Source organism: Streptomyces africanus (assembly GCF_030816955.1).
GTDB classification, from domain to species: Bacteria; Actinomycetota; Actinomycetes; order Streptomycetales; family Streptomycetaceae; genus Streptomyces; species Streptomyces africanus.
Genome location: NZ_JAUSYP010000001.1, coordinates 7,914,703 through 7,935,082, shown reverse-complemented (window position 1 = coordinate 7,935,082; position 20,380 = coordinate 7,914,703). Strand labels below are relative to the sequence as shown.

The window sequence follows — 20,380 nt, the reverse complement described above, 5'->3', positions numbered from 1 at the left end:
GGGGTCGCGCCCTTCCGCTAGCTCAGGTCCGAGGCATTTCGTTCGATACGCGATGCGATCTCGGACCATTTCTCGGCGCAGGAGCGGGCCAGTTGGGCCACCGTCTCCATGCGGTGCGGCGGAACGCTTTCGATGATTCGGTTCCAGTCCTCGGACCGTACGGTGTGGATGTTCAGAAGCCGCAACAGGTCGCGCCCGCTCTCGTTCAGGCGCAACGCGGGATCCGCGTGCAATCGCTTCACCACGAGGGCCGGCGCCGGTTTCGCCTCGCATTCGGCGGGGGCTTTCGTGACGAGTTCGGCCCGGTGGCCGCCGGTACGGTCGCCGGCACCGTGCTCGACGACGTTGCGCGGCCGCGCCCTGGGCACCGGGTCCTCGCCGCGGAGCATCCGGTGTCTGACGTCTCTGACGGTCTCCGGCGAGATCCCCGCGGCACGGGCCACCTGACGCAGCGACAGACCGGGATCGCGAACGATCATTTCGTGGGCCAGCTTCCGGCCCTCGCTCACGTCGACCGGCCGGACCCGGCCGTCCCGTCCGATGCGGGTGGATCCTGCCGTCCCACCTGCGTCGGCAGTGCGGCGGATCTCGGCGACCGTCTTGGCGGACGTGCCGACGACCGAGGCGATCATCCGGTCGGACCAGCGGGGGTGCGTGGCGATGATGCGCTCGGCGGCGTGCCTGCGGTCGGTGGCCGACAGCGGCAGACCGTGCGTGATGTTCGACTTCACGGCCAGGACGAAGGCGTCCTCTTCGGTGCCGTCGAAGAACCTCACCGCGATCGTCTTGCGGCCCATGAGCATCGAGGCCCGGAGCCGGTGCATGCCGTCGATGACCCGTGTGGTGGGCCGGTGCACCATGATCGGTGGAAGCGGTACGTCGACAGCGGCCAGCATTTCCACGTGTTCCGGGCTCTCACCGGAAATTCGCGGGGAATCACCCATGGAAAGAGAGCTGATTTCCACTTCTTCTATCGGATGCAGGTCGTCGTGGTTCAGTGCTGACTGCAACGTCCAACTCCTTAGATCCGGCGAGAACCACACCTGTGCCGCAGACGGAACACAATGCCCCAGCGATTCGGCATGTCGCCACCGTGTTCGACTGCTGCCGTGCCGCAGTTGAACACCTGCGGAGCACCCGTCGTCCGTGCTCGGTCGGCATGTGCGAAGGACCGGAAAGGCAGGCGTTTTAGCCAGCGGCCAAAGGCCGTAGAGTGGGTCGCTCAATTGCGTAAAGATCTTTTGTGTGCGGGAAATCGGCGCCAGGCGGCCGGGAAACCCCCGCGAGGAGGGACGTGACGTGCGGACGCTCCACGGGACCGGGGATCGGTCGGGTACCCTGCTCGTCACCGGACGCGGGAACGACCGGGTGACCGAACTCCCGCGCCCTGGCCGGGGGCAGGTCGACAAGGCTCCGAAGTCGCGGCACGCCGACGCCGTCCCGTTCGCAGAACCGGACCACCCGCACCGCAGGTTCGATCCCCACCGCAGGCACCTCGTTCGCTGACCGGTCGTCAGAGGCGTCCTCCCCCACTCCCCCGTCGCACGGCGTCCGACGTACGTCCGCCCGTCCCGCTGCCGGGAAACCGTGACTTCTCAGAGAGGCATACCTGTGCCCGGAACACTGCAAGGCAAGGCCCACGCTGCGCACGCCGGATCAGGCGCGGAAAACCTCACCCAACTCGAATTCCTCGCTCTCAACAGCGAGTTCAACATCGCCGACGGACACGCCCGCCAGCCGCTCACACCCGGGCAGAGCAAGATCGTCAACGATCTCCCGCTGCTGTTCGAGGAGGGCGAGAAACGCCCTGTCGAGGAGCTCGAACGCGAGGCGCACGCGGCGTTCTTCAAGGCCCTCGGCCAGCACAGCTACCCGTCCGCCCCCGGCCGTGTGCTGAGCTGCTACTCCTCGTCGGTGGCCATGGAGATCCTCTCCCGCGCCCTGTCCGGCACCACCGGCTCCGTGGCGCTGGTCCATCCCACCTTCGACAACATCGCCGACCTGCTGCGCGGCAACGGCCTGAAGCTGGTCCCCCTGGAAGAGGGCCCCCTGCACGAGGACGATCTGGCCCCGGGCCTGCTGAAGTCCGTGAGCTGTGTCTTCGTCACCACGCCCAACAACCCGACGGGGCGGGTCATGGCTCCGGAGCGGCTGCGCCGGCTGGCCGAACAGTGCGCCGAGCACGGGGTCGTGCTCGCCCTGGACACCTCGTTCCGCGGCTTCGACACCCGCGCCCAGTACGACCACTACGAGATCCTCGATGCCAGCGGCGCACGCTGGGTCGTCATCGAGGACACCGGCAAGCTGTGGCCCACCCTCGACCTGAAGGTCGGCATGCTGGCCCACTCCGAGCACCTGGGCCTGCCGGTGGAGAAGATCTACTCCGACATACTGCTCGGCGTCTCCCCGTTGATCCTCGGGATGGTCCGCCGCTTCTCGGAGGACGCCGCCGCCGGGGGGCTGGCGGAGCTGCACGAGTTCATCGCCGCACAGCGTGCCGTCGTACGCTCCGGGCTGGCGGACCTGTCCACGGTCGGCGTGCCCGACCCCGAAAGCCGGGCCAGCGTGGAGCGGGTGCTGATCAAGCACATGAGCGGGACCCAGGCCTGGGACGCACTGCGCGAGCACAACATCTACGCCCTGCCCTGCCGGCCCTTCTACTGGGCGGACCCGGACCGGGGCGACCCCACGCTGCGGCTGGCACTGGCGCGAGCGTCCGCCCCGCTGTCCCAGTGCGTACGGGCACTGCGTCACGTACTGACACCGCGCTGATGGCCCGGGCCGGCGAACGGGCTCTCCCGTACGGCGTCGCGCACCCGCTGTCGCACACACGGCAGTGGCGTCGCGGTGTCGTGCAGGAGGTCGCCCCCACGGGCATCCTCGATCTGGGGCCCGGGTACATCGAACCAGCACTCCTGCCCGTGGAACTGGTTCGGGACGCTTACGCACGCGCGCTGGAGGAGTACGGGTCGGCGACGCTCGGCTACGGCCACAACCCGGGTGCCCTGCCGCTGCGCGCCCAGCTGGCCGCCCGGGCCGGCGCACAGGGGGGACACCCCTGCGGCCCGGAGCACGTGGTCGTCACGGCGGGCACGTCTCAGGCCCTGTACCTGCTGGCGACCTCGCTCGCGGCCCCCGGCGACACCGTGCTGGTGGAGAACCTCGGCTACGACCTCGGGCAGCAGATCTTCAGGGACTGCTCGCTGCGTCCCCGCAGGGTCGCCGTGGACGAGTCGGGCATGCTGCCCGAAGAACTCGACCGCGCCCTCGCGGGCGACGCTCCGGGAGGTGACGGCGTCCGGGGCCGGATCGCGTTCGTGTACCTCACCCCGACCCACCACAATCCGACGGGCGCCACCATGCCGTTGGAACGCCGTCGCCGGCTCCTCCACGTGGCCGCGGAACACGACGTTCTGGTCGTGGAGGACGATGCCTACGGCGAACTGACCCTGACGGACGACCCCGTGCCTCCCCCTCCGCTGGCAGCCCTCGCCGGCTACCGGGGTGTCATCCGGCTGGGCAGCTTCTCCAAGACCCTGGGGCCCGGACTCCGGCTGGGCTGGCTGGAGACCGAGCCGGCACTGGCCGAACGGATCGCCTCGCACGGGCTGTTCGTCAGCGGCGGCTCTCTGAACCACATCACCTCACTCGCCGTGAGCGGGCTGCTGGCCGACGGTGGCTACGACCGGCATCTCGGTGTGCTGCGCGCGCGACTGAGGCGGCGCCGCGACACGCTCGTGGACGTGCTGCGAGGAGCGATGGACCACCGGGTGCGGATCCGGCGTCCGCAGGGGGGCTTCTTCCTCTGGCTCCGTTGCGACCTGGGGCTCAGCGAGGACGACCTCCTCGCCCGGGCGGACAGGGCCGGCGTGCGGGTCGCCGCCGGTTCGCGCTTCGGCGTCGCCCACGTCCCGAGCGTGCGCCTGGCCTTCAGCTTCAACGCGCCCGCCCTGCTCAAACGCGCCGCGCGACGTCTGACCACCGCCTGGTCCAGCGGCACGCCGGGCCCTGAGAACGGAGAGGAACCGTGACGACCACCACCGCGCACAGCGAGGGGCATCCGGCTGCTGACCCCGGCACCGCCTCCCCTTGCGGATACAGCCTTCCGCTCTCCCCCTCCGGGAAGGCGTCCATGCTCACTCCTCCGCCGTGGCACTTCTCCGGCGAGATCCTCATGGTCGACTACCGCGTCGACCCCGATGCCGCCCGGCGCTTCCTCCCGCCGGGCCTCGGCCCCGGAGCGGATCCGGGCGCCGCGGCCGCCGTGTTCGCCACCTGGCAGTGGTGCTCCGAGGACGGCGGGGAGCTGGCCGACCCGGCCGTCTGCCGGTTCTCCGAGTTCCTGATCCTTCTCTCGTGCGCCTTCGAGGGCCGGCCGATGGCGCGCTGTCCCTTCGCCTGGGTCGACGAGCCCGTACCGATGATGCGCGGCTGGGTCCAGGGCATGCCCAAGCAGTTCGGTGCCATCCACCACACCAGGCCGGTCGCCGTGGGCCGGGCGGGTTCGCGGCTCGCTCCCGGCGGGCGCTTCGACGGCGCGCTCTCCGTCCATGGCCGGCGCCTGGTGGAGGCGTCGGTCACGATCGAGCACTCCACCGAGCGGGCCCCGGCGCTGCACGACGTCCCTCTGGCGCACAGCCTCGTGTTTCCGCAGTGGGTGCAGTCCGACGCCCCGCCACGGACGCGGCTGGTCGCCTCTCAGGTGAGCGGCGTCGAGTTCTCGCGGATCTGGAGCGGTCCCGGACAACTCTCTTTCCTGGACGGCCCGGTGGAGGATTTCGGGTTGCTCTCGCCGTTGGAAGTGAGCGCGGGCCATGTGTTCGCGTACGGGGAGACGCTGCACGGGGGGCGCCTTCTCCGGGAGTCGTGAGTTCCCTCGACCAGCCCCGGGCCCGGCACTCCCGTCGAGCCGAAATCCGGCATCACCGCACAGGCCGAGCCGATCCCGTATCACCGCACAGGCCGAGCCCGTCCCGTATCACCGCACATATGGGAGCACGATGAAGACGACGACAGTCATCGGCACCGGAGCCATCGGCACGTCCGTGGCGCTCGCGCTGACCCGGCGCGGGGTGAGCGTGCACCTGGAGGACGTCGACCGGGCGGCGGCCAGGACGGCGCAGGCCATGGGCGCGGGTTCCCTGGACCCGCCGGACCAGCAGGTCGACCTGGCGGTGCTGGCCGTGCCGCCCGCCCAGGTCGGAAGCGTGCTCGCGCGCGTCCAGGAAAGCCGGATGGCCCGCGCCTACGTCGACGTCGCCAGCGTCAAGAAGGTGCCGCACGACGACGTACGCGCCATGCGGGCCGATCCGACCAGCTACATAGGCAGCCATCCGCTGGCCGGCACCGAGCGCTCCGGGCCGCTCGCCGCCCGGGCCGACCTCTTCGAAGGGCGTCCGTGGGTGCTCACCCCGTCGGAAGCGACCGGCCAGGAGGTGCTGAACCGTGCGCTGGAGTTGGTGGCGCTGTGCGACGGCATGCCCGTGGTCATGGACGCCGGCGTGCACGACCACGCGGTGGCCCTGGTCTCGCACGCGCCCCATCTGGTCTCCTCGTTGCTGGCCGCGCGTCTGGAGCACGCGACGGAGGAGAGCGTCAGGCTGGCGGGACAGGGGGTCGCCGACGTCACCCGGATCGCCGCCGGTGACGCCCGCCTCTGGGGGGACATCCTCCGCTCCAACGCCTCGGCGGTGGCGGACGTCCTCGACGCGTTCGCCACCGGCCTGGGCCGGGCGATCGGTGCGCTGCGCGCCGTCTCCGACGCCGACGCCGACCCGGCGAAGCGCCGAGGCGCTCAGGAGGATCTTGAGGACCTGCTGCGGGAAGGTAACCGGGGATGCGCCAGAATCGCGCGCAAACCGGGAACGTGGCGGACGGAACTCGCGACCGTCTCGGTGGCCATCTCCGACAAGCCGGGGGCCCTGGCCGAGCTGTTCACCTCGATCGGCGAGATCGGCGTGAACATCGAGGACGTCCGGATCGAGCATGCGCAGGACCAGACGCGCGGCCTCGTCGAACTGGTCGTGCAGAAGGATTCGGCGGCGGAGCTGTCCCGCTGGTTGGGCGCGGGCGGCACCTGGGCTGTTTCGGGCTGATGCCGGATACCGTCGGCGTTTCCGGCCGCCATGCGAATTACGAGGTGGGTATTTCCCGCCGAAAGTTCGGTTTCGGCGGGAAATACTCGCCTCGTTTCGTACGACGTGGCCGCGAGCGCGTAACCTTGTTCCATTGCACTGGAAAGGTCAGGCCGGCTCACCGAGTTTCTCGGCGAAGCACTGCCAGGCATCCCGGTAATGTTGCGCGAGATTGATGACCAGAGACCGGCAATGGGGAGGTACGGCGTCGGACAGGATCATCAGGTCCTGCACACCGACCGCGTTCTGGCGGAGCAGGTGAAGCAGTTGACGGCCCCCTTCCTTGTGACGCAGGGAAGGGTCACGCAGCAGCTTCGCCAGTACGGGAACGGGATCCACGTAGGTCTGGCCGTTGCGGGTGTCGGATCCCGATCGCTGGGTGAGGTTCCCGCTCCTGTCGGTCTCGGGAGGTTCGGCGGACTCCGGCTTGGACGGCAGGGGAGACTCCCCGGCGGCCAGCCGCCGGCGGACGTCGCTCACCGTCGCGGGTGACACCCCGGAGAGCCGGGCGACCTCGCGCAACGACGCCTCGGGATGCTCGGTCAGTACCGCCACGGCCCTGAGCCGGCCGTCGACCCCGTTCAGCGGCCGGATTCTGCCGTCTCGGCCGACACGGCTGTTCAACTGCGGCACGGCGGCAGTCGAACTGCGCCGGATGCTCGCGACGGTCTTCGCTCCCAGCCCGGAGGCCCGCGCTATTGCCCTGTCCGACATCTGCGGATGGGACGACATGATCCGTGCGGCGGCGGCCCGGCGATCGGGCTGCGACAGCGGAAGCCCGTGCATCACGTTCGCCTTGACGGCGCGCAGAAAGGCCTCTTCCGGAGTTCCGTCGAACAGCTCCGCCTCGATCGTCCGGCGGCCGTTCAGCAGAGCCGCGAGGAGCCTGTGCATTCCGTCGATGACCCGCATGGTTCTTCGGTCGACGAGAATCGGCGGGAGTGGCGCGTCGATCTCCGCCAGTACCGCGACGTGATGTTGCTCGACACCTTTCGACCGTAAGGACTCACCCGGTATCAGGGACTCAATCTGTACTGTGATCGTCTCTGATTCCGGCGGCCGTTCACATGCAACCTCCGCCGTCCGTACATCGAGCTGTCCAGCCGAGGGTAATTCCCTTCTCACTACCTGCGAGCGCTTCAATGCATTCCCCCTAGAGCACCCACCTCCAGTCACCGTCGCGCTGGGAGACCGCCGATAACCGCTGGTGGGCACGATGGACGTTGCGCCGGCTTGCACGTACGGACCAAGAATCACAAGTGCTCAGGGTTATGTCCAGGTGCGCTCCAGAACTGACCCAAGTTCTGCCGGCCGACGGCGCCCCGACTGCACACGGACGCACGACGGTGGCGGAAGTGGGAATTCCGGAATATCGTCGGGTGCGCGATGGTCTCACCCCCCAGCCGGAATTCGGCATTCAGTGAGGATCCTCAATGCGGACGGCATCCGTCAATCCGGTGTCTGTGAAATCCATGTGAGCGCTCCCGGGCGCTCCAAGCGGCGCCGGCACCGGTGTGGCCGGGCCGCGGCGTCACTTCAGCAACCGGGACATCCTGCGGTCCGCCAGCGGCTTGCCGCCCGTCTGGCAGGTCGGACAGTACTGGAGCGAGGAGTCGCTGAAGGACACCTCGCGGATGGTGTCGCCGCACACCGGGCAGGCCTCGCCGGTGCGGCCGTGCACGCGCAGGCCGCTCTTCTTCTCGGCCTTCAGCCGGCCGGCCGCCACGCCCCGGGAGCGTTCGACCGCCTCGGTGAGCGTGTCGCGCAGGGCCGCGTACAGCCGTCCGGTCTCCTCCTCGCTCAGGGACGCGGCCAGCTTGAAGGGCGACATCTTCGCCGCGTGCAGGATCTCGTCGCTGTAGGCGTTGCCCACGCCCGCGATCAGGGCCTGGTCGCGCAAGGCGCCCTTCAGCTGCCGCCGTTCACCGGCCAGCAGCTCCGCGAGGCGCCGCTCGTCGAAGTCGTCGGCCAGCGGGTCCGGGCCGAGCCGGACGATGCCAGGGATCTCCTGCGGGTCCGCCACGACGTACACCGCGAGCCGCTTCTGGGTGCCGGCCTCGGTCAGGTCGAACCCGGCACCGGTCTCCAGGGCGACGCGCAGCGCGAGGGGCCCCTTGCCGGGGCGGGGCGGGCCGTCGGGGAGGCGGTCCTTCCAGTGCAGCCAGCCGGCGCGGGCCAGATGCGTCACGAAGTGCGGCCCGTCGGCGGTCGCGAGGGCGAGGAACTTGCCGTACCGGCGCACGGCGGCGACCTCGTGCCCCTCCAGCGCGGACAGGGGCGGGTCGTACGTCTTCAGGACGCTGATCGCGACGGGCAGCACCCGTACGATCTCGTGGCCGACGAGATGCTCGGTGAGGAAGTCCTTGAGCGCCTCGACCTCGGGGAGTTCCGGCATAGGACCAGAGTGCCACGCGGGGTCAGGGTCCTTCTCCTGCGGAGATCCACCAGAAGGACCCTAATCCTGGTCGGGCACCACGAACTCGCACCACACCGCCTTGCCGCCGCCGCGTGCCTCCACGCCCCACACGTCGGCGAGCAGCTCGACCAGCAGCAGGCCCCGGCCGGAGACACCCGACTCGCCGGCCTCGCGACGGCGTGGCAGAGCGCTGGAGGAGTCCTCGACCTCGACGCGCAGCCGGCGCTCGGAGCCGGTGAGGGCCCGCAGGGTGACGATCGCGGAGCCCTCGGTGTGCATCAGGGCGTTGGTGATCAGCTCGTCGGCGACGAGCTCGATGTCGTCGGCGCGCTCCCGGGCTCCCCAGACGCCGACCGCGGTGCGAATCATGTGCCGGGCCTCGGCCAGGGCCGCCGGGTCGCCCGGCGCGACGTGCCGCTGGAGCCGCTGGCCGGACCGCGGGCTCTCCGGGCCGCGCCGGCGCAGCAGGAGCAGCGCCACGTCGTCGTCACCGCCGCGCTCGGCGGCCACGTCGATGAGCCGGTCGGCGAGGTCCCGTACGTCGTCGGGACCGGTGGCGACGAGTGCGGTGAGGGTGCGCATACCGTCGTCGAGGTCGGCGCCGGGCTGCTCCACCAGGCCGTCGGTGCACAGCAGCAGGGTCTCGTCCGGGTCCAGCTCCACGGTGCTCACCGGGTAGTCGAGGCGGCCGAACTCGGCGGACAGGCCGAGCGGCAGGCCGCCCGGGACGGTGACGCGGCGGCAGGAGCCGTCGGTGTGCCGCACGAGCGGGTCGATGTGGCCGGCCCGGACCATCTGGAGCACGCCGGTGGACAGGTCGGCCTCCGCGTAGAGGCAGGTCGCGGAGCGGTCGGTGTCGAGTTCGTGCAGGAAGACGGAGGCGCGGGCCATCACGGTCGCCGGCGTGTGCCCCTCGGCGGCGTAGGCGCGCAGCACGATGCGCAGCTGGCCCATCACGGCCGCCGCGTGCGTGTCGTGGCCCTGGACATCGCCGATGACGGCGCCGACCCGGCCGCCGGGCAGCGGGATCAGGTCGTACCAGTCGCCGCCGATGTCCCGGCCGACGGAGCCGCCGATGGTGGCGGCGCGGTAGCGGACGGCTATGTCGGCCCCGGGCACGCTCGGGATGGTCCGGGGCAGCATGGCCTGCTGGAGACCCTGAGCCAGGTCCATCTCCTGCTCGTAGAACATGGCCCGCTGGAGGCTCTGCGCGATGCTGCTGCCGAGGGCCACGAGGATGTTGCGCTCCTCGGGCGTGAAGCCGCGCCGGTCGCTGTAGAGCAGGCCCATGGCGCCGATCGGCCGGGCCTGGACGATGAGCGGCAGATAGGCGGCCGAGGTGATGTTCAGGTCGGTGATGTGCGGCCAGAGGATCGGGTAGCGCTCGGCGAACTCCTCCGGCGACTCGATGAAGCAGGGGCCGAGGGTCCGTACGGCCTCGCTCATCGGGTAGGGCTCGTCGATCCGGGTGACGCGGGTGCCGGGCACGAAGCTGTCCGAGGGGCCCTCGGCGACCAGACGTATGCGGCCCGCCTCGACCAGGCCCATGACGAGGCTGGTGGCGCCCAGGTGGGTGAGCCCGTGGGTGTCCTTGAGGACGTCGATGACGTCCTGGACGGTGCGGGCGTGGGCGAGGGCGGCCGTGGTCAGTTCGACGACGCTGGTCTGCTGCCGGCGGGCCTCGTCCTGGGCGGCCTCGTCGCTGCGGGCCTCGCTCTCGGCGAGTTCCCGGGTGGCGTCCCGGAGGATGCCGATGATGCGGCGGGGCCGTCCGGTGTCGTCGCGGCGGATGTAGCCCTGGGTGTGGGTCCAGCGCACGGAGCCGTCGCGGCGGCGGACGCGGAAGTAGGCGCCGTAGTTCTCGCTGCCGTCCTTCAGGGCCTGGGAGACCGCGGTGTCCAGGCGCCGGGACTCACCGGGCGGGAGGCGCTGGGCGAGCGTCTCGGGATGGTCGTCGTACTCGTCGGGACGCACGTCGAAGATGTCGTGGGCCTGGGCGTCCATGTGCATCAGGCCGGTGTCCAGGTCCCAGTCGAAGCTGCCCATCCGGTTGAGCGCGAGCACCGGGTCCGGGTGGGCGGGCCAGTCGTCCGGGAGGGACAGGGCACTCGCTCCCCGATCAGCCATGGGCCCACCTTGCCAGGATTCGTCCGATTCTTCGACCGGATGTGCTGAGTTTACGGGTCACTCCGCTCAAGCGGCCCTCCGTTACCGAAGACGTCCGTGGGGCTGCCGAGGACGACGTCGGTGGCCCGGTCGTGGCGTACGTCGTGGCCGGTGCGCCGCGTTCGGGGCACGGGGGACGGGGTAGCCGTCGTGGTGGCCGCACCTCGCCTCCAGCTCACTCCGCCCCTTACAGCACATATATGCCACTTCATCACTATGGTTTGCTTCACTCACTCGGGTTACGCAACCGGAGCGTTGGTACACGGAACGTGACACCGGGGTCCGGCGCCGCACTGGGAGGAACGCACGGCCGTGGACTGGTTCACCGCATCCGACTACTGGCTGAGCCGGCTGGTCTTCCAGCGGGCGCTGGCCGCCGTGTACCTGGTCGGGTTCCTGACGGCCGCGCTGCAGTTCCGCGCGCTGCTCGGGGAACGCGGCATGCTGCCGGTGCCGAAGTTCGTCGAGCGGGTGCCGTTCAAGCGGGCGCCGAGCCTGTTCCAGCTGCACTACTCGGACCGCTTCTTCGCCGTCTGCGCGTGGGCGGGCTGTGCGGTGTCGGCGGCGCTGCTGGCCGGGCTCGACTCGCTGCTGCCCCTGTGGGGCGGCATGCTGCTGTGGCTGGTGCCGTGGGTGCTGTACCTGTCGATCGTCAACGTCGGGCAGACCTGGTACTCGTTCGGCTGGGAGTCGCTGCTGCTGGAGGTCGGCTTCCTCGCCGTGTTCCTCGGCAACGACGAGGTGGCACCGCCCGTGGTCGTGCTGTTCCTGCTGCGGTGGATCCTGTTCCGCGTGGAGTTCGGCGCGGGGCTGATCAAGATGCGCGGTGACGAGTGCTGGCGGAAGCTGACGTGCCTGGACCACCATCACGAGACGCAGCCGATGCCGGGCCCGCTGAGCTGGTTCTTCCACCATCTGCCCCGGCCCCTGCACCGGGTCGAGGTGGCCGCGAACCACGTCACGCAACTTGTGGTGCCGTTCGCGCTGTTCACCCCGCAGCCGGTCGCGTCGGCCGCCGCCGCGCTGATGATCGTCACCCAGTTGTGGCTGGTGCTGTCGGGCAACTTCTCCTGGCTGAACTGGATCACGATCGTGCTGGCCCTGTCGGCGGTGGAGTTCCCGGCCGACCCGCCGTCGGTGCCCGGCGCGCCGCTCTGGTACGAGGTCGTGGTCCTCGCGGTCGCCGCGCTGCTGGTGGGGCTCAGCTACCAGCCGGTCCGCAACATGATCTCCCCCCGGCAGATCATGAACCGCTCCTTCGACCCGCTCCATCTGGTCAACACCTACGGCGCGTTCGGCAGCGTCGGCCGGGTCCGCTACGAGGTGGTCGTCGAGGGCACGGCCGACGACATCCCCCGCGAGGACTCCGACTGGCGGGAGTACGAGTTCAAGGGCAAGCCCGGTGATCCCCGGCACTGGCCGCGGCAGTTCGCGCCGTACCATCTGCGCCTCGACTGGATGATGTGGTTCGCGGCCCTCTCCCCCGCGTACGCCGGGGTATGGTTCGGCGCCCTGGTGGAGCGGCTGCTGGAGAACGACCGCGACACGCTGAAGCTGCTGCGCCGCTCCCCGTTCCCGCCCGACGCACCGCCCCGTTTCGTCCGCGCCCGCCTCTTCCGCTACCGGTACACGACCTGGCGCGAGCTGCGGGAGACGGGCGCGTGCTGGGAACGGACGTACGTACGGGAGTATCTGCCGCCGACGCGGCTGACGGGGGTGGCTCAGAGGTCGTAGACGCGGGTGGCGGTGGCCCCGAAGATCCGGGCGTGTTCGGACGGGCCGGTCAGCCGGCGTGCGGTGTCGAGCACTTCGCCGTAGGCCGCCGCGAGGGTGCACACCGGCCAGTCCGAGCCGAACATCAGGCGGTCCGGGCCGAAGGCCTGCAGCACGACGTCGGCGCACGGACGCAGGTCGTCGATCGTCCAGGACGCGAGGTCGGCTTCGGTGACCATGCCGGAGAGCTTGCAGACCGTGTTGGGCAGCGCCGCGAGGCCGCGGAGGCCGGACGCCCAGGGTTCGAGGGCGCCGGAGGCGATGGGCGGCTTGCCCAAGTGGTCCAGGACGAAGGTGAGGTGCGGCACGGACGCGGCCGCCTTGGTGCAGGCCGGGAGCTGGTGGGGCAGCACGACCAGGTCGTACACCAGCCCCGCGTCGGCCACGGCGGTCAGGCCCCGCCGTACGTCCGGACGCAGCAGCCACTCCGGATCCGGCTCGCCCTGGACCTGGTGCCGGATGCCCTTGAGGTACCGCCCGCCGGGCAGTTCGCGCAGCCGGGCCAGCTCGTCGGCCACGTCGGGGCGGGTGAGGTCGGTCCAGCCGACGACCCCGGCGATCAGCTCGTGCTCGTCGGCCAGGGCCAGGAACTCCGGTGTCTCCTCAGGGACGGTGACGGTCTGGACGAGGACGGTACGGTCGACGCCCACCGCGCGAGCCTCGGCCGCGAGCTCCTCCACCGTGAAATCACGCCGGATCGGGCTGCCTTCCGCGATCCAGTCCTGGTCCCGCACGGACAGGTCCCAGACGTGGTGGTGGGCGTCGACCACGGTCATGACGGCAGCTCCCAGACGACGGGCAGGCCGGCGTCGGCGCCCTCGCCGGAGTAGTCGTGCACCACGTCCAGCAGTTCGGCCATCCGCGCCTGCCAGGCGACGTTGACCGGCAGTTTCTCCAGCTCGGCGAGGAGACGGGCGTAGTCCTCGCACTCCAGGACGTGGAACAGGTCGGTGCCGCTGCGCCAGATCGTCCAGGAGGTGGCGCCGGCGGCGCGGATGGCGTCGGTGAGCTCCTCGGGCACCTCTCGGTGGGCAGCTTCGTACGCGGCGATCCGGTCGGCGTGGACCTTGGTGTGCAGGGCGACTCTCATGACGGCTCCTTCGACGGCACCTCGCCGGGGACGGGGGCGTCGGCGGGCAGCAGGCCCTTGGCGCGCAGGTCCTGCCAGAACCCGGCGGGCACGCGGGCGGCGAACTGGTGGGCGCAGTCGCGGACTTCGTGCGCCGAGCGGGCTCCGACGAGGACGCTCGCGACGGCCGGGTGGGCGGCGCAGAAGGCCAGTGCGGCGGCGCGCAGCGTGGTGCCGTGGCGGTGGGCGACGGACTTCAGACGCAGCGCCCGCTGGACCAGGTCGGAGGGTGCGACGGTGTAGTTGTACTTCGCGCCCGGCTGCGGGTTCGCCAGCAGGCCGGAGTTGAAGGCGCCGCCGATGACGACGGACTTGCCGCGTTCGTGGGCGGCGGGCAGCAGACCGGTGAGGGCGCTCTGGTCCAGCAGGGTGTAGCGGCCGGCGCACAGCACCACGTCGACGTCGGTGTCGCGGATGAAGCGGGTGAGCATCTCCGCCTGGTTCATGCCGGCGCCGATCGCCCCGATCACGCCCTCCGAGCGAAGCTTCTCCAGCGCCGGGTAGCCCTCGCGGAAGGCCCACTCGGCGTGCTCGTCCGGGTCGTGGAGGTAGACGATGTCGACCCGGTCAAGGCCGAGGCGTTCCAGGCTGGACTCCAGGGTGCGGCGGATGCCGTCGGCGCTGAAGTCCCAGACGCGCCGGTGGGTGGCGGGCACGGCGAAGCCGCCGGCGAGGTCGTCGCCGGTGCCGTCCGAGGGTTCCAGGCGGCGGCCCACCTTGGTGGAGATCGTGTACTGCTCGCGGGGGTGGCCGCGCAGGGCGGCGCCGAGGCGGCGTTCGGACAGGCCGAGGCCGTAGTGCGGGGCGGTGTCGAAGTAGCGGATGCCCCGCTGCCAGGCGGCCTCCACTGCCTCGTGGGCCTGCTCCTCGCCGACCTCGGTGTACAGGTTGCCGATCGCGGCCGCGCCGAAGGACAGGGCGCTGACCTCGACGCCGCTGGCGCCGAGCCGGTTCACCGGGCCACCGGGCGCAGCCGCAGGCCCTGCATGCCGCCGTCGACGGCGAGCGAGGTGCCCGTGGTGGCGCCGGACAAGGGGCTCGCCAGGTAGGCGATGGCGCCCGCGACCTCGCCGGCGCCGACCAGGCGGCCGGTGGGCTGGCGGGCCTCCAGGGCGGCGCGTTCGGCGCCCGGGTCGGGTGCCGCGTCGAGCAGGCGGCCGACCCATGGGGTGTCGACCGTGCCGGGGTTGACGCAGTTGACGCGGATGCCCTCGCGGACGTGGTCGGCGGCCATAGCGAGGGTCAGTGAGTACACGGCGCCCTTGGTGGCGCTGTACAGGGCGCGTTGCGGCAGACCGGCGGTGGCCGCGATGGAGCAGGTGTTGACGATCGCCGCGTGCGCGGAGGCGCGCAGGTGGGGCAGGCAGGCGCGGGCGGTGCGGACCATGCCGACGACGTTGACGTCGTAGACGCGGTGCCAGTCGTCGTCGGAGTTGTCCTCGACGGTGCCCTGGGCGCCGATGCCCGCGTTGTTGACCAGGACGTCCAGCCCGTCGAGGTCGGCGACCGCCGCCGCGACGGCCTCGCGCACGGACGCGTCGTCGGTGACGTCCGCGCGGTAGGCCAGCAGGGGCTTGTCGACCGACGACGGGTCCAGGTCGAGGACGGCGACCTGGGCGCCGCGCTCGGCCAGGAGTTCCGCGGTCGCCCGGCCGATGCCGGAGGCGCCGCCCGTCACCAGGGCCCTGATGCCCTCGAAGTCGCTCATGCAGCCCGACCCTTCTTCTGCTTGTCGAGGTCGGCGGCCCAGAACTCGCCGCCCGGGTAGGTGTACCGCGCCAGCGACTCGGGCCGCATGGCGGCCGAGAAGCCCGGCGCGGTGGGTGCCGTGTAATGACCTTCGCTGATGACGACCGGGTCGAGGAAGTGGGCGTGCAGATGGTCGACGTATTCGATGACCCGGTCCTCGGTGGTTCCGGCCAGGGCCACGTAGTCGAACATCGACAGGTGCTGGACGAGTTCGCACAGGCCGACGCCGCCCGCGTGCGGGCAGACCGGGACGCCGAACTTGGCCGCGAGCAGCAGGATCGCGAGGTTCTCCGGGACGCCGCCGACGCGGGCCGCGTCGATCTGGACGACATCCAGCGCGCCGGCCTGGAGGAGCTGTTTGAAGACGATCCGGTTGTGCACGTGCTCGCCGGTGGCGACCTTCACGGGGGCGACGGCGCGGCGGATCGCCGCGTGGCCGAGGATGTCGTCGGGGCTGGTGGGCTCCTCGATCCAGTAGGGGTCGAACTCGGCGAGGGCCTTGGTCCAGCGGATCGCCTCGTCGACGTCCCAGCGCTGGTTGGCGTCGACGGCCATGCGGATGTCCGGGCCGATGACGGACCGGGCGACGCGGCAGCGGCGGATGTCGTCGTCGAGGTCGGCGCCGACCTTGAGCTTGATCTGCCGGAAGCCGTCGGCGACGGCCCGGGCCGCGAGCCGGGTGAGCTTGTCGTCGTCGTAGCCGAGCCAGCCGGGCGAGGTGGTGTAGGCGGGGTAGCCGCGCTCCAGCAGCCGGGCCGTGCGCTGTTCGGCGCCCTTTCTGCCGTGGCGCAGCAGGGTCAGGGCCTCCTCGGGGGTGAGGGCGTCGGTGAGGTAGCGGAAGTCGACCTGGCGGACCAGCCATTCGGGTTCGGCCTCGACGAGCAGCCGCCACAGCGGCAGGCCGGCGCGCTTGGCGGCCAGGTCCCACACGGCGTTGACGACCGCGCCGATCGCCATGTGCATCACGCCCTTCTCGGGGCCGAGCCAGCGCAGTTGGCTGTCGCCGATCAGGTCGCGGTTCAGGGTGGACGGGTCGGCGCACAGGTCGTCGACGGAGCGGTCGATCAGGTGTCCGCGCAGCGCGTCGATCGCGGCGACCTGCACCTCGTTGCCCCGCCCGATGGTGAAGGCGAATCCGTGTCCCTCGTGCCCGTCGGCCGCGTCCGTGCGCAGGACGACGTAGGCCGCCGAGTAGTCGGGGTCCGGGTTCATCGCGTCGGAGCCGTCGAGTTCGCGTGAGGTGGGGAAGCGGATGTCGTGGGTGTCGACCGCGATGATGCGGGCGGGCGTCGGGGACACTGAGGGCCTTTCTGGTCGGTTGCGGAGGCGGGCGGGTCAGTCCTGGGCGCGGCCCGTGGTGACCCGGGCGATCATGAGGGCGATCAGGATGATCCCGCCGTAGATGGCCTGGATCCAGAACGACGGCACCTGGGCGAGGGTGAGCAGGTTCTGCACGACGCCCAGCAGGAGGACGCCGGTCAGGGCGCCGAACATGGTGCCCTTGCCACCGTCGAGGGCGATGCCGCCGATCACCGCCGCGGCGAACACCGTGAAGATCATGTTCTGGCCCTGGTTGGCGCTGATCGCGCCGACGTACCCGGTCTGCATGATGCCGCCGACGGCGGCGAGGGCGCCCGCGACGACGAACACGCCGAGCATGACGCGCTCCACGCGGATGCCCGCCGCCCGGGCCGCGTCCGCGTTGCCGCCGATGGCGTACAGGGCGCGGCCGACCCGGTGGTACTTCAGGACCAGCCCGGCGACGGCGAAGGCGATCGCGGCGAGCCACACCGACAGCGGCACGGTGAGGAAGGTGGTGGTCGCCAGCGCGTAGAAGCTGTCGGGCATCCCGAACAGCGTCTTGCCCTTGGTGGCGCCGACCAGCAGGCCGCGCAGCACGATCAGCATCGCGAGCGTCACGATGAACGCGTTGAGCTTGAACTTCACGACGAGCAGGCCGTTGAAGGCGCCCACGGCCGCACCCGCGACCAGGATCGCCGACAGGGCCAGGGCGGCGGGGAGTTCGGTGCCCCAGCCGGACTGGGCGGCGGGCAGGACGAGCAGGGCGCCCACGGCGGGTGCGATGCCGACGACCGATTCCAGGGACAGGTCGAACTTGCCGGTGATGAGCACGAGGGACTCGGCGAGCACGACCATCGCGAGGGCGGCCGAAGCACCGAGGATCGAGACGATGTTCCGCTCGGTGAGGAACGAGTCGTTGACCACCGCGCCGAGCACGAGGAGCAGCAACAGGGCGGGAACGAGGGCGAGTTCGCGGGCGCGGCGGAGCAGGACGGCCTTGGCGGCGCGCGGGTCGGTGACTCGCGCGGGCGCGAGCGGCGGGGCCGTCTTGGTCTCAGCCATGGTCCACTCCTTCGATGGAGGCGATGAGCTCGTGGTCGCGCCAGCCCGCCGGGTGCTCGGCGACGACACGGCCGTGGAAGAGGACGAGGACCCGGTCGCAGCGCCTGAGGTCGTCGAGTTCGTCGGAGACGACGAGCACGGCGGTGCCGTCCTCGCGGGCGCTGTCCACCCGGGCGAGCAGGGACTCCTTGGACTTCACGTCGACGCCCGCGGTCGGGTTGACCAGGACGAGGAGCCGTGGGTCGGAGGCGAGGGCCCGGGCCATGACGACCTTCTGCGCGTTGCCGCCGGACAGGTCCGAGACGGGCTGGTCGGGGCCCTGGGCGTGGATGTCGAGGCGTTCGATCAGCGCCGTGGCGACCCCGCGCTTGCGGTCGGTGCCGACGAAGCCGAAGCGGCCGAGCCGGTCCAGGACGCTGAGGGTGGCGTTGTCGCCGATGGACATGCCGAAGACCAGGCCCTCGTCGTGCCGGTCGCGGGGCACGAAGCCGACACCGGCCTTCAGCGCCGCCTGGACGTCACCGAACGGCAGCGGGGCGCCGTCGATCCGGGCCGTCCCGCCGGTGGGGGTGTGCAGTCCGGTGAACGACTCGGCAAGCTCGATCTTGCCGCTGGCGCTGGATCCGGCGAGTCCGACGACCTCGCCGCGGCGGACGGTGAGGTCGACGTTCTCGTATGCGGGCGAGGTGAGGCCGTGGACGTCGAGGAGGACGGGCCCGGCGGCCGAGACGGTCCGCAGCCGCTCGGCCTGTTCGGCGATCGTCTCCCCCGCCATGGCCTCCACCAGGGCCTGGCGGGGCAGGTCGGCGACCGGGGCCGTGGTGATCCAGCGGGCGTCGCGCAACACCGTGACGGTCTGGCAGACCTCGTACACCTCCTGGAGGTGGTGGGAGATGAACAGGAAGGTGACGCCCGAGTCCTGGAGGGCGCGCATGCGTGTGAACAGCCGCTCGATCTCGCGGTTGTCGAGCTGGGCGGTGGGTTCGTCGAGGATGATGAAGCGGGCGCCGAAGCTGAGGGCCCGGGCGATCTCCACCATCTGCCGGTCCTCGACCTTGAGGTCGGCGGTGCGGGCGCCGGGGTCGACGCGCACGTCCCAGGTGTCGAGGAGCCGGGACGCCTCGGTCTGCAGGCGGCGCCAGCTGATGAACCCGCGCCGGAGCGGCTGCCGGTTGATGAACAGGTTCTCGGCCACGGTCAGTTCGGGGACGACCGTCGGGTGCTGGTAGACGCAGGCGACCTTGCGGCGCCAGGCGTCGCGGTCGGTGAGCGGGGGCGCGGGGTCGCCGTCGAAGCGGACGGTGCCCTCGTCGGGGGCCTCCAGACCGGTGAGGATCCTGACGAGGGTCGACTTGCCGGCGCCGTTGCGTCCGACGAGGGCGTGGGACTCGCCCGGCAGGACGGTGAGTTGTCCGTCGGCGAGGGCGGTGGTGGGGCCGTACCGCTTGACGACGCCCCGCGCTTCAGCCAGGGGGGTACTCATTTGACCGTGTTGCCCCAGAGCTTGGGGTCGTCGACGTTGTCCTTCGTCACCAGGGGCGCGGGCAACTGGTCCTCCAGGATGCCGCTGGGCAGCTTGACGATGGTCGAATCGTGGTCGGTCGGGCCCGGTTTGAACGTCTTCCCCTGCATCGCCGCCTTGATGTAGTACATGCCGTACTTGGCGTAGGCGTCGGCGGGCTGGGAGACGGTCGCGTCGATCTCGCCCTTGCGGATCGCGTCGAACTCCTGCGGGATGCCGTCGTTGGAGACGATGGCGATGTGCCCCGGCTGCCCGGCCTTCTTCAGCATCCCCTTGGACTTCAGGGTCTGGAGGGTGGGCGCGAGGTAGACGCCGCCCGCCTGCATGTAGATGCCCTTGAGGTCGGGGTTGGCGTTGAGGAGGGTGTCGAGTTTCGAAGCCGCCGCGTCGGACTCCCACTTGGCGGGGATCTCGAGGACCTTCAGCTTCGGGAAGTTCTTCTTCACGCAGGCCCGGAACGCCTCGGAGCGGTCGCGGCCGTTGACCGAGGCCAGGTCGCCCATGATCTGCACGACCTTGCCGGAGGTGATGTGCTCGCCGAGGTACTGGCAGGCCTTCTCGCCGTACGCCACGTTGTTCGCCCGGACCACCATCGCGACCTTGCCCTTGTCGGGCGCCACGTCCACGGCGACGACCGGCACGCCCTTGCGTTCGGCCTGGTCGAGGCCCGCCTCGATGGCGGCGCTGTCCAGCGGGGCTACGACCAGGCCCTTGACGCCCTGGTTGAGCTGGTTGTTGATGTCGGTGATCTGCTGCGAGGGATCGCTGTTGGAGTTGACGGTCTTCATCGCGTCCACGCCCTCGGACTTCGCCATCTTCGGCACGTAGTCGTTGTACGACTGCCAGAAGGGCGAGGTCAGCAGGGGCAGAACGACCCCGACCTTGCCGCTGCCGTCGCCGCCGCCGGTACTGGAGGCGCCGGTGTCCTTGGTGCTGCCGCACGCGGCGAGCAGGAGGGAGGCGCCGGCGGCCAGGGCCACCGTGCCGACGATCCGGGACCTGTTCCGCTTGCGGGCTGTGCTTCCGGGCATCTGAGGCCCTCCCATCGACCGGTCTTCAGCAGATGCCCGCATACTTATCAGACCACTCCACCGCCGGAACACCCTGCGACGCCACTTTTTCGCGCT

General features: G+C 70.8%; 17 protein-coding genes. 5 read left to right on the top strand and 12 right to left on the bottom strand.

What is annotated here, in order from left to right; all coding sequences use genetic code 11:
- Positions 1-17: 17 nt before the first annotated feature.
- On the bottom strand, positions 18-1,010 hold the full coding sequence (locus tag QF034_RS36310) for a ParB N-terminal domain-containing protein (RefSeq protein ID WP_307178898.1): 993 nt from the start codon (positions 1,008-1,010) through the stop codon (positions 18-20).
- A gap of 601 nt (positions 1,011-1,611) precedes the next feature.
- On the opposite strand from QF034_RS36310, the gene mppP reads away from it, so the two are divergent.
- The 4 genes from mppP (at position 1,612) to QF034_RS36290 (ending at position 6,095) form a co-directional block, all read left to right on the top strand.
- Positions 1,612-2,772 carry an enduracididine biosynthesis enzyme MppP gene (gene mppP / locus QF034_RS36305; protein ID WP_307178897.1) on the top strand — a complete coding sequence of 387 codons (1,161 nt, stop codon included), beginning with the start codon at positions 1,612-1,614 and terminating at the stop codon, positions 2,770-2,772.
- A complete protein-coding gene (gene mppQ / locus QF034_RS36300; RefSeq protein ID WP_307178896.1) occupies positions 2,733-4,031 on the top strand; it encodes an enduracididine biosynthesis enzyme MppQ in 1,299 nt (432 codons plus the stop codon). Before mppP ends, mppQ begins: the two co-directional genes overlap by 40 nt.
- Positions 4,028-4,870 carry an enduracididine biosynthesis enzyme MppR gene (gene mppR, locus QF034_RS36295; protein WP_307178895.1) on the top strand — a complete coding sequence of 281 codons (843 nt, stop codon included), beginning with the start codon at positions 4,028-4,030 and terminating at the stop codon, positions 4,868-4,870. The genes mppQ and mppR overlap by 4 nt, the downstream gene beginning before the upstream one ends.
- A 130-nt stretch (positions 4,871-5,000) precedes the next feature.
- Positions 5,001-6,095, top strand: coding sequence for a prephenate dehydrogenase (locus QF034_RS36290; protein ID WP_307178894.1), 1,095 nt, complete (start codon positions 5,001-5,003; stop codon positions 6,093-6,095).
- A 147-nt stretch (positions 6,096-6,242) separates the two neighbouring features.
- Here QF034_RS36290 and QF034_RS36285 read toward each other — a convergent pair whose 3' ends face one another.
- The 3 genes from QF034_RS36285 to QF034_RS36275 all read right to left on the bottom strand — a co-directional run bounded on the left by QF034_RS36285 (position 6,243) and on the right by QF034_RS36275 (position 10,677).
- Positions 6,243-7,277, bottom strand: coding sequence for a transcriptional regulator (locus QF034_RS36285; protein ID WP_307178893.1), 1,035 nt, complete (start codon positions 7,275-7,277; stop codon positions 6,243-6,245).
- A gap of 388 nt (positions 7,278-7,665) precedes the next feature.
- Complete coding sequence (locus QF034_RS36280) at positions 7,666-8,529, bottom strand: Fpg/Nei family DNA glycosylase (RefSeq protein ID WP_307178892.1); 864 nt, start codon at positions 8,527-8,529, stop codon at positions 7,666-7,668.
- Positions 8,530-8,589: 60 nt separating this feature from the next.
- On the bottom strand, positions 8,590-10,677 hold the full coding sequence (locus tag QF034_RS36275; RefSeq protein ID WP_307178891.1) for a SpoIIE family protein phosphatase: 2,088 nt from the start codon (positions 10,675-10,677) through the stop codon (positions 8,590-8,592).
- A 351-nt stretch (positions 10,678-11,028) separates the two neighbouring features.
- Here QF034_RS36275 and QF034_RS36270 point away from each other — a divergent pair, with 351 nt between their 5' ends.
- Entirely contained in the window at positions 11,029-12,450 is a 1,422-nt protein-coding gene (locus QF034_RS36270) for a lipase maturation factor family protein (protein WP_307178890.1), read from the top strand.
- Here QF034_RS36270 and QF034_RS36265 read toward each other — a convergent pair.
- Genes QF034_RS36265 through QF034_RS36230 form a run of 8 tightly spaced genes read right to left on the bottom strand, consistent with a single transcriptional unit; the run spans position 12,438 to position 20,284 of the window.
- A complete protein-coding gene (locus QF034_RS36265) occupies positions 12,438-13,265 on the bottom strand; it encodes an amidohydrolase family protein (RefSeq protein WP_307178889.1) in 828 nt (275 codons plus the stop codon). The two genes, QF034_RS36270 and QF034_RS36265, sit on opposite strands and share 13 nt — an antisense overlap.
- Positions 13,262-13,579 carry an L-rhamnose mutarotase gene (locus QF034_RS36260; protein WP_307178888.1) on the bottom strand — a complete coding sequence of 106 codons (318 nt, stop codon included), beginning with the start codon at positions 13,577-13,579 and terminating at the stop codon, positions 13,262-13,264. The genes QF034_RS36265 and QF034_RS36260 overlap by 4 nt, the downstream gene beginning before the upstream one ends.
- Positions 13,576-14,574 carry an aldo/keto reductase gene (locus QF034_RS36255; RefSeq protein WP_307178887.1) on the bottom strand — a complete coding sequence of 333 codons (999 nt, stop codon included), beginning with the start codon at positions 14,572-14,574 and terminating at the stop codon, positions 13,576-13,578. Before QF034_RS36255 ends, QF034_RS36260 begins: the two co-directional genes overlap by 4 nt.
- Positions 14,571-15,326, bottom strand: coding sequence for an SDR family NAD(P)-dependent oxidoreductase (locus QF034_RS36250; protein ID WP_307178886.1), 756 nt, complete (start codon positions 15,324-15,326; stop codon positions 14,571-14,573). The genes QF034_RS36255 and QF034_RS36250 overlap by 4 nt, the downstream gene beginning before the upstream one ends.
- Positions 15,323-16,666 (bottom strand): L-fuconate dehydratase, encoded by a 1,344-nt coding sequence (locus QF034_RS36245; RefSeq protein ID WP_307178885.1) that lies wholly within the window; start codon positions 16,664-16,666, stop codon positions 15,323-15,325. Before QF034_RS36245 ends, QF034_RS36250 begins: the two co-directional genes overlap by 4 nt.
- Before the next feature lie 36 nt (positions 16,667-16,702).
- Positions 16,703-17,731, bottom strand: coding sequence for an ABC transporter permease (locus tag QF034_RS36240; protein WP_307178884.1), 1,029 nt, complete (start codon positions 17,729-17,731; stop codon positions 16,703-16,705).
- Entirely contained in the window at positions 17,724-19,214 is a 1,491-nt protein-coding gene (locus QF034_RS36235) for a sugar ABC transporter ATP-binding protein (protein ID WP_307178883.1), read from the bottom strand. The genes QF034_RS36240 and QF034_RS36235 overlap by 8 nt, the downstream gene beginning before the upstream one ends.
- A complete protein-coding gene (locus QF034_RS36230; protein WP_086562572.1) occupies positions 19,211-20,284 on the bottom strand; it encodes a sugar ABC transporter substrate-binding protein in 1,074 nt (357 codons plus the stop codon). The genes QF034_RS36235 and QF034_RS36230 overlap by 4 nt, the downstream gene beginning before the upstream one ends.
- Between the last annotated feature and the right edge of the window lie 96 nt (positions 20,285-20,380).

Coding starts and splice junctions, on each gene's coding strand:
- QF034_RS36275 (WP_307178891.1), bottom strand. CDS start 10,677: ATGGCTGATCGGGGAGCGAGTGCCCTGTCCCTCCCGGACGACTGGCCC.
- QF034_RS36290 (WP_307178894.1), top strand. CDS start 5,001: ATGAAGACGACGACAGTCATCGGCACCGGAGCCATCGGCACGTCCGTG.
- QF034_RS36240 (WP_307178884.1), bottom strand. CDS start 17,731: ATGGCTGAGACCAAGACGGCCCCGCCGCTCGCGCCCGCGCGAGTCACC.
- QF034_RS36260 (WP_307178888.1), bottom strand. CDS start 13,579: ATGAGAGTCGCCCTGCACACCAAGGTCCACGCCGACCGGATCGCCGCG.
- QF034_RS36265 (WP_307178889.1), bottom strand. CDS start 13,265: ATGACCGTGGTCGACGCCCACCACCACGTCTGGGACCTGTCCGTGCGG.
- QF034_RS36280 (WP_307178892.1), bottom strand. CDS start 8,529: ATGCCGGAACTCCCCGAGGTCGAGGCGCTCAAGGACTTCCTCACCGAG.
- QF034_RS36235 (WP_307178883.1), bottom strand. CDS start 19,214: ATGAGTACCCCCCTGGCTGAAGCGCGGGGCGTCGTCAAGCGGTACGGC.
- QF034_RS36230 (WP_086562572.1), bottom strand. CDS start 20,284: ATGCCCGGAAGCACAGCCCGCAAGCGGAACAGGTCCCGGATCGTCGGC.
- QF034_RS36250 (WP_307178886.1), bottom strand. CDS start 15,326: ATGAGCGACTTCGAGGGCATCAGGGCCCTGGTGACGGGCGGCGCCTCC.